This is a genomic window from Vibrio sp. Y176, assembly GCF_033438945.1.
In genome coordinates this window covers 1-628 of record NZ_JAWOQS010000724.1, presented here as the reverse complement: position 1 = coordinate 628, position 628 = coordinate 1, and the positions used below count along the sequence as shown (strand labels likewise).

Here is a 628-nt window from a genome sequence, read left to right as displayed (position 1 = left end):
GAAGGTCCTTACGAGAAAAGCGGTCGCCAAGAAAAGCTGCGTTCAGTCTCAATGTTATGGCAAAACGTTGAACACTTCATTGTTCGTAGCGACTTAGCAAAAACCGGTACGGTTAGTGATCTGAAAAACCTCGAAGGGAAAAAGTTCTCTATCGGTAAAAAGAACTCCGGTACTGAAAACTCAGGCCGTCAGATCATGAAAGGCCTGAATGTTGACCCAGATAAGTTCAACCTTGCCTTTATGGGGTACGGCGGCAGTGCCAGTGCGCTACAAAATGGCACCATCGATGGTATGAATACGCCAGCAGGTGTTCCTGTTGGGGCGGTGACGCAAGCATTTGCGGCGCTAGGCAAAGATATCTCGATACTTTCGTTCACTGACGAGCAAATCAAGCAAGCCAACGGCAACTACAAGTTGTGGACCAAGTACGACATTCCTGCCAACACTTACCCAGGTTTAGATAAACCAATCACGACGATTGCTCAGCCCAACTTCCTTGCGGTTCGAGACGATATCTCGGAAGAGGACGTTTACCAACTGACCAAAGCCATTTACGAGAACCTTCCGTTCTTACAAGGCATCCACAAAGCAACCAAAGCGATGGCGATCGAAAAAGCGATTTCGGGAC

General features: G+C 48.1%; 1 protein-coding gene. It reads left to right on the top strand.

What is annotated here, in order from left to right:
- Window positions 1-628 (top strand): TAXI family TRAP transporter solute-binding subunit (locus tag R7O13_RS28300; protein ID WP_318305380.1); only part of this gene is annotated, 628 nt, incomplete at both ends.